Source organism: Aeromonas sp. R4-1 (assembly GCF_040908325.1).
Classification (GTDB): Bacteria; Pseudomonadota; Gammaproteobacteria; order Enterobacterales; family Aeromonadaceae; genus Aeromonas; species Aeromonas veronii.
Window position 1 is genome coordinate 20466 of sequence record NZ_JBFODM010000080.1, and the last position, 6685, is coordinate 27150.

The window sequence follows — 6685 nt, forward strand, 5'->3', positions numbered from 1 at the left end:
TTCAACGGTTTGCGGGTGGCCAACGGCCACCCGGTTTGATTGGTATTCAATACCGTGCCTATGGTGTCTGCATGGCAACCTGCGCCGCCGGCTGGGCCTCTTTGGCACGCGCTTCGGCACTGAGGGAGGCCTCGTATCTGTTGTATTTCCACCAGGCGAAGCCGAGGAAAATCACGATCCCGCCGACGTTGTAGAAGATGATGGTCATGATGTCGGCGCCGGTCGGGAAGGTGGAGGCGAGGAAGCCCACCGAGAAGATGGCGATCAGCACAGAGACCACGGCGATGCCGGTGGTGCGCGAACCCATCCTGAAATCCCGCGGCAGGTGGTCGAGCTTCAGACGCAGATTGAGGTAGGCCAGCATGATGAACAGCGGCGGCAGCATGGAGGCGGCGGCGGTCATGTTGATGACGGTGTTCATCAGATCCTGAGCTGTGTTGGAGCCCAGGGTCGGGATCACCATCAGCGGCAGCACGATGAGGTACTGGATCCAGGCTGCGCGGGCGGGCACGCCGTTCTCGTTCAGCTCGACCGTCTTCTTGCCGAAGATGCCGGCCGGGATCTCGGAGAAGAAGATCTTCACCGGGGTCGCCGTCCACATCAGCAGGGAGCCGAACATGGCGGTGAAGGAGACCAGCCCGACGAAGCGGTTCATCAGGATCTCCGGCAGGCCGAAGTAAGCCGCCAGCCCCTCGAACACCTGCACCGAGCCGCCGGTATATTTCAGGGTACCGCTCAGCACGAACACGTTGATCAACAGCGAGGCGATGGAGTAGAGCACGCCGATAAAGATCCCGGCGATGATGATCACCTTCACGAAGGATTTGGAGCCGCCCTTCACGTCATTGACGTAGACCGCCACCGACTCGGCGCCACCGGCTGCCATAAAGATCCAGGTGGTGATGCCGAGGAAGGCCCTGAAATCGGGGACCATGGCCTCGACCGTGATGGGGTCAGCCGGCTGTACGCCGCCCACCAGTGCCGCACCCGCCAGCAGAATGTAGGAGAGGGTCAGCAGCAGCATCAGGGACGAGGTCACCGAGGTGATGGGGCCGAGCATCTTGGCGCCGTTGGTGGAGACGTAGGTGGCAAAGGCGAACAGCACCATGCTCAATGCCGTGGTCGCCACCGGGGTGAGAATGTACTCGTAGCCGAGGAAGGCATAGGAGGCGTAGGCAATAACCCGCGGCAGCAGCGAGGTGAAGAAGAAGAGGTTCACGAACCAGTAGGTGTAGGCGGAGATAAAGGCCCAGCGCCCGCCGAGGGAACTCTTCACCCAGGCATACACCCCCGCTTCGGAGTTTTTGTTCAGTGACACAAATTCCGCAATGATCAGGCAGAACGGAATGAAGTAAAAAATGGTGGCCAGAAAGAACATCGGGGCCGAGGCCAGACCGATTTCGATGTTGTTGTTGATGACGTTGTTGAAGCTGAATACCGCCGCGAAGGTGAGCGACAGCAGACCAAACTTGCCTATCGTATTCCGTTTGGAATCAGACATGGTGCATCTCCAGACCTGTAGTTATTGCCACGAAAGGGCGGGGCATGATTTGTAGGGTGAGCCCCGCACTTCCGGCTTTTGTCAGTGCAGAACCGGCGGCTTGTTATTTGTTCTTGAAGTAGCCGCCTTCGACGGTGACCTTGATGATCACTTTGCGCACCGGCGCATCGCCGGCGAAACGGTAGGCCTCGCTGTTCTCGAAGATCACCACCTGCCCGTTGCCGACTTTCTGGCGCTCACGCACCTCGCCAGCCAGCCACTCGCGGTCTGTGGTGTCGTCATAGGCCAGCTCGACCCGCAGCTCGCTCTTGGCAGCCCACTCCACCGTCTCTTCCCCTTCCAGGTAGTAGTGAACGTCGAAGTAGCGGCGCTGCCCCTCGAACAACGAGGTGGCCGGGCTGGCCCCCTCCTGCAAGCGATAGGTGAGGGAGTCACCGATGGAGTGGCAGATGCCGGGCTTGAGGTTCGGCAGGTTGTTGATGGCCTCCACGCAGCGGCCCCACTTCTTGCCCTCCCGGTAGATGTTTTTGAACAGGGTCAGGTTGTCCAGGGTGATCATGCGAGGTTCCTCCCGCCGTTGATGGTGAGATCGAGCCCGGCCAGCGCAGCCGGATTGAGGTTGCCACGGGCGATGGGTAGCAGGGTCAGGCCGAAGCTGAACGGCTCGAAGCGCACCCGCCAGGAGTCCAGCACCTCGGAGCCCCAGGAGTTGGAGCCGAGCCCCAGTACCTTGTGATCCAGATTGAGGGTGAGATAACCGCTCGGTTCCAGCTCGTTGATGTGCTGCGCCGCGTGGATATGCTCCCAGCTGTAGGGCCAGACGCTCAGGTTGATGGGGGCATCGGGCCGCACGTAGAGACCGGCGCCGTGGCGGTTGGTCAGGGTCGCCCAGCGCACCTGCTGGCGGTTGCCGTTATCCTGCGGGAAGGGGTAGTGCTCCCACATCTCGCTGACTGTGCTCTGGAAACTGTCGATCCAGTTGCTCTGGCGGCTGTCCTGATAGTTTTCGCCCGGCCCCATGCCGTAGTAGTGCACCCGGTCGAGATCCTGACGAATACCCAGCTCGAAGCCGATCTTGGGAATGATGTCGTCATAACCGCCGTAGGGCTGGCCGGAGAGCGCCACGTGCAGCTGACCGTTCGGGCTCAGGGTGTAGACGTAGCGGCAGCGCATACCGAAGTCGAACACCGGCGGCGCGATCAGGCTCTCGACCGTCACCTCGACCGCCTCACCCAGCTGGCGCCAGCTCAGAGTGCGGAAGTGCTCCTGCATGATCTGCAGGTGGTTCGGGTGCCACAGGCTCTCGTACTCCTGCTTGTGGTTGTCGATCATCGGCTTGAAGAAGGTGAGGCGCGGCGAGCGCTCGATGAGCTCGATACCATCCTGCTGCCAGCTCACCAGCTTGCCGTCGAGGCGCGAGAAGCGCAGGGCGAAGCCGCTGCCGCTCAAGGTCAGGTCAAGGCGCTCATCGGCAATCTGCAACGGAGTGGCGTTGGGGTTGGCAAAGAGCTGCAGCTGGCGAGTCGACTCTTTCAGCTGGAACTGGTACTGGCCCAGCTCGTGCTCCGCCGCGCTGTAACGGGTGGCAGTGGCCTTGATGACCCGCAGCTGGACGAAGGTTTCCCGCCCATAAAGGGATGGCAGCTCGAGTTGCAGCTCAGTGGTGGCACCGGGAGCAACCCCTTCCAACCGGATTTGCTGGCTGGCCAGCAGCTCGCCCTCGGCCTTCACTTCGACCAGCAGGCGGATATCGTCGAGAGTGGAGAACCAGTAGCGGTTTTCCACCGCCAGCTTGCCGCTGGCCAGATCTACTGCCCGCACCTTGACCGGGCAGATCACCTGCTTGTATTCACGCAGGCCAGGCCCCGGGGTCTGATCCGGATAGATGAGGCCATCCATGCAGAAGTTGTAGTTGTTGGGGTAGTCGCCGTAGTCGCCGCCGTACTTGTAGACGGGGCGGCCCTGTTCGTCCTGATCCAGAATGCCGTGATCGCACCACTCCCAGATGTAGTGACCCTGAATGTGGGGATGACGGTCGAACACCTGCTGGTATTCGCTAAGGCCACCCGGGCCGTTGCCCATGGCGTGGGCGTATTCGCAGATAATGCGCGGCTTCGCCATCGGGAACTCGCCGAAGCAGTTCATCTGGGAGACGCGGGAGTACATGGTACTCACCACATCCACCACCTCGGCATCGCGATCCTCTTCGTAGTGCACCAGCCGGGTCGGGTCGATCGCCTTGCAGCGCTGGTACATAGCCCTGATGTTGCAGCCGTAGCCGGACTCGTTGCCGAGCGACCAGATGATGATGGAGGGGTGGTTCTTCTGGGCGTGCACGTGGCGCTCGATGCGATCCACGAACACCGGCTCCCAGAAGGGGTCATCGGTGATGCGGCTAAGATCGCCAACGTTGGCAAAACCGTGGGTCTCCACGTCGGTCTCCGCCATCACGAACAGACCGTACTGGTCGCACAGCTCGTAGAAGCGCGGGTCGTTCGGGTAGTGGGCGGTGCGTACCGAGTTGAGGTTGTGCTGCTTCATCAGCACGATATCGCGCTCCACCCTATCCATGCCGACTGCGCGACTCTTGAGGTGGTCGTTGTCGTGACGGTTCACCCCGTGCAGCTTGAGGTAGTGGCCGTTGACGTAGAAGAGGCCATTCTTGACCTTGATTTCACGCACCCCGACCCGCTGCGGGATCACTTCCAGCAGCTCACCCCGACCGTTGTAGAGGGAGAGTTGCAGCTGGTAGAGGTAAGGATCTTCGGCGCTCCACAGATGGGGATTGGCCAGATCCAGCGTGAAGCGGCAATCACAGTTGCCGTCGATGGCGAGATGGTCGAGGGAGCCGCTGGCGATCTCGCTGCCCTGATCCAGCAGGGACCAGACCAGACGGTGATCACGGGCGGCCGCCCCCAGGTTCTCGAGCTGGATATCGCAGCTCAGGGTGGCACTTTGATTGTCATCCGCCAGCGCGGTGCGGATGAAGAAGTCCTGCACATGGGCGGCCGGTTTGCCCACCAGATAGACGTCGCGGAAGATCCCCGCCATCCACCACATGTCCTGATCTTCGATATAGGTGGAGTCGGCCCACTGCATCACCCGCACTGACAGCAGGTTCTCGCCAACCTTGGCGTAGGCACTGATATCGAACTCGGCGGTGAGACGGCTCCCCTTGCTGAAGCCGACGTAGTAGCCGTTCACATAGACCTCGAAGTAGGTCTCCACCCCGTCAAACTTGATGATCACCTGCTCGCCGTCCCAGGCCGGGCTCAGCGTGAAGCTGCGCTGATAGGCGCCGGTGGGGTTGTTGGTCGGCACGAAGGGCACATCGATGGGGAAAGGAAAACCTTCGTCGGTGTACTGCAGCTGGCCATGTCCTTCCATCTGCCACATGTTGGGCACGGTGATCTGGCCCCACTCGCTCATGGGGCTGTGATAGAAGGCCTCCGGCACCTGCAGGGGGTGGTCGAAGTAGTGGAACTGCCACTGGCCGCCAAGGCTCAGAAAACGGCGGCTCAGCTCGCGCTGCATGGTGGCTGCCAGCACGTGGTCGGCATAAGAGAAGAAGTAGGCGCGCGGGGCCAGCCTGTTTTCACCAACGAATTGGACGTTTTCCCAGTTATTCACATGTCCTCCCGGAACAAGGCAACTTTGACTGGGTAAACCCTAGATAAACATTTACTAAATATCGGCTTTGAATTGGTAAAGTTTTAACCTGATCACAATAAACAGATGGTTTTGTGAGCGAGATCAGAAGCGGGAGATAAAGGAGGGCAAGATATGGATGAGTGGCATAGATGTTGATAGCCGTTGGCTGAACCGCAATAAAATCAACTATAAAACAATATGATATGACGTAATGGGATGATGTAGGAAAGAGGTTTGCCTGGAAGAGGAGTCGCACCACCGCAAGATGGCGCGACTAAAAAGCAGAATTTTTTTACTAAAATCAGCGAGTGGTGCCACGCAGGGTCAACTTGCTCGGTACCAGCACCCGAAGGGGAATATCCCGCTCGTCTCGCAGCCGCTCAACCAGCAAATTGACCCCCTGGGAGCCCATCAACTCGGAGTGGATCCGCACCGTAGAGAGCGGCGGGAAGGTGAACTTGGCGGTCGGGATATCGTTGACGCTGATAAGCTCGATCTGCTGGGGAATCGCCAGTCCCTTCTCATGAATGGCACGCAGCACACCGATGGCGATGGAGTCGGAGGCGACGAACAGCGCCTTGGGCCAATCCCCTGCCAGCATCTCCTTCGCCAACTGGTAGCCGGAAGCGCTGGAGAAGTCCCCACGATAGAGATCGCTTTCCTGCACCACCCCCAACCGCTGACCATAATCCCGGAAGGCCAGTTCGCGCAGATCCGGATTCTCATCCTGGCCACCGATGTAACCGATACGCTGGTGCCCCTGCGCGATGAAGTAATCGACGACCTGCTGGCTGATCAGAGCGAGATCCACATCGACCGAGTCGAACTCTCCCTGTGAACGGCAGTCGACAAACACCAGCTGGCTGGAACAAGCCCTGAGCTGGACGAGACGCTCGGCTGTGAGGGTACCGACCACCAGAATGCCATCTACAGGGCTCAGCTCACGCCCTTCACCGCAGTTGTAGAGATGGGTCAGCTCGATATTGAGGCGGGCACTCTGGGTCTCGATACCATAACGGATGGCGAGATAGTAAGGGTCGTTGACCTCGGTACTCTGGGGATAGGCATAGACCACCAGAAAGTGCAGCTTGCTCTTGTGTACCCCCTTGCGGGCGCAGCTGGTCTTGTACTCCAGCCGTTCGGCAATCTCGAAGATCCGCTGCTTGGTCTCTTCCTTGACGCTCAGGCTGGGATCCTCGTTCAGTACCCGGGATACCGTGGCGAGAGAAACTCCCGCTTCCTGTGCAATTTCCTTCAACGTAGCCATCAATACCTCGCTGGCAGCATCACGTGTTAATCGGCAACGGTTAAAGAGTAACGGGCAATCCCTTGATAGCCCAGCACTTTTACTAAAATCCCGGTGGCATGGCAGATTTTTGGAACACAGAAATGCAAAAAGGCCTCCCGAATGGGAGGCCTCTTCTAAATAGGTGCCTGACAGTGTCCTACTCTCGCATGGCGAATGCCACACTACCATCGGCGCTACCGCGTTTCACTTCTGAGTTCGGCATGGGATCAGGTGGTTCCACGGCG

At 59.5% G+C, this 6685-nt stretch carries 4 protein-coding genes and 1 rRNA gene; all 5 read right to left on the minus strand.

The features are described from left to right. Positions 1-58: 58 nt before the first annotated feature. On the minus strand, positions 59-1501 hold the full coding sequence (locus tag AB5Y90_RS14955; protein ID WP_307895787.1) for an amino acid permease: 1443 nt from the start codon (positions 1499-1501) through the stop codon (positions 59-61). Between the two features lie 103 nt (positions 1502-1604). Further along, a complete protein-coding gene (locus tag AB5Y90_RS14960; protein WP_307895788.1) occupies positions 1605-2060 on the minus strand; it encodes a beta-galactosidase subunit beta in 456 nt (151 codons plus the stop codon). Continuing rightward, positions 2057-5131, minus strand: a complete 3075-nt coding sequence (gene ebgA / locus AB5Y90_RS14965) for a beta-galactosidase subunit alpha (protein ID WP_368167109.1) — start codon at positions 5129-5131, stop codon at positions 2057-2059. The genes AB5Y90_RS14960 and ebgA overlap by 4 nt, the downstream gene beginning before the upstream one ends. 322 nt (positions 5132-5453) lie before the next feature. Continuing rightward, a complete protein-coding gene (ebgR, locus tag AB5Y90_RS14970) occupies positions 5454-6419 on the minus strand; it encodes a transcriptional regulator EbgR (protein WP_307895790.1) in 966 nt (321 codons plus the stop codon). Positions 6420-6584: 165 nt separating this feature from the next. Continuing rightward, positions 6585-6685: ribosomal RNA gene (rrf, locus tag AB5Y90_RS14975) — 5S ribosomal RNA — on the minus strand; the annotation flags it as partial.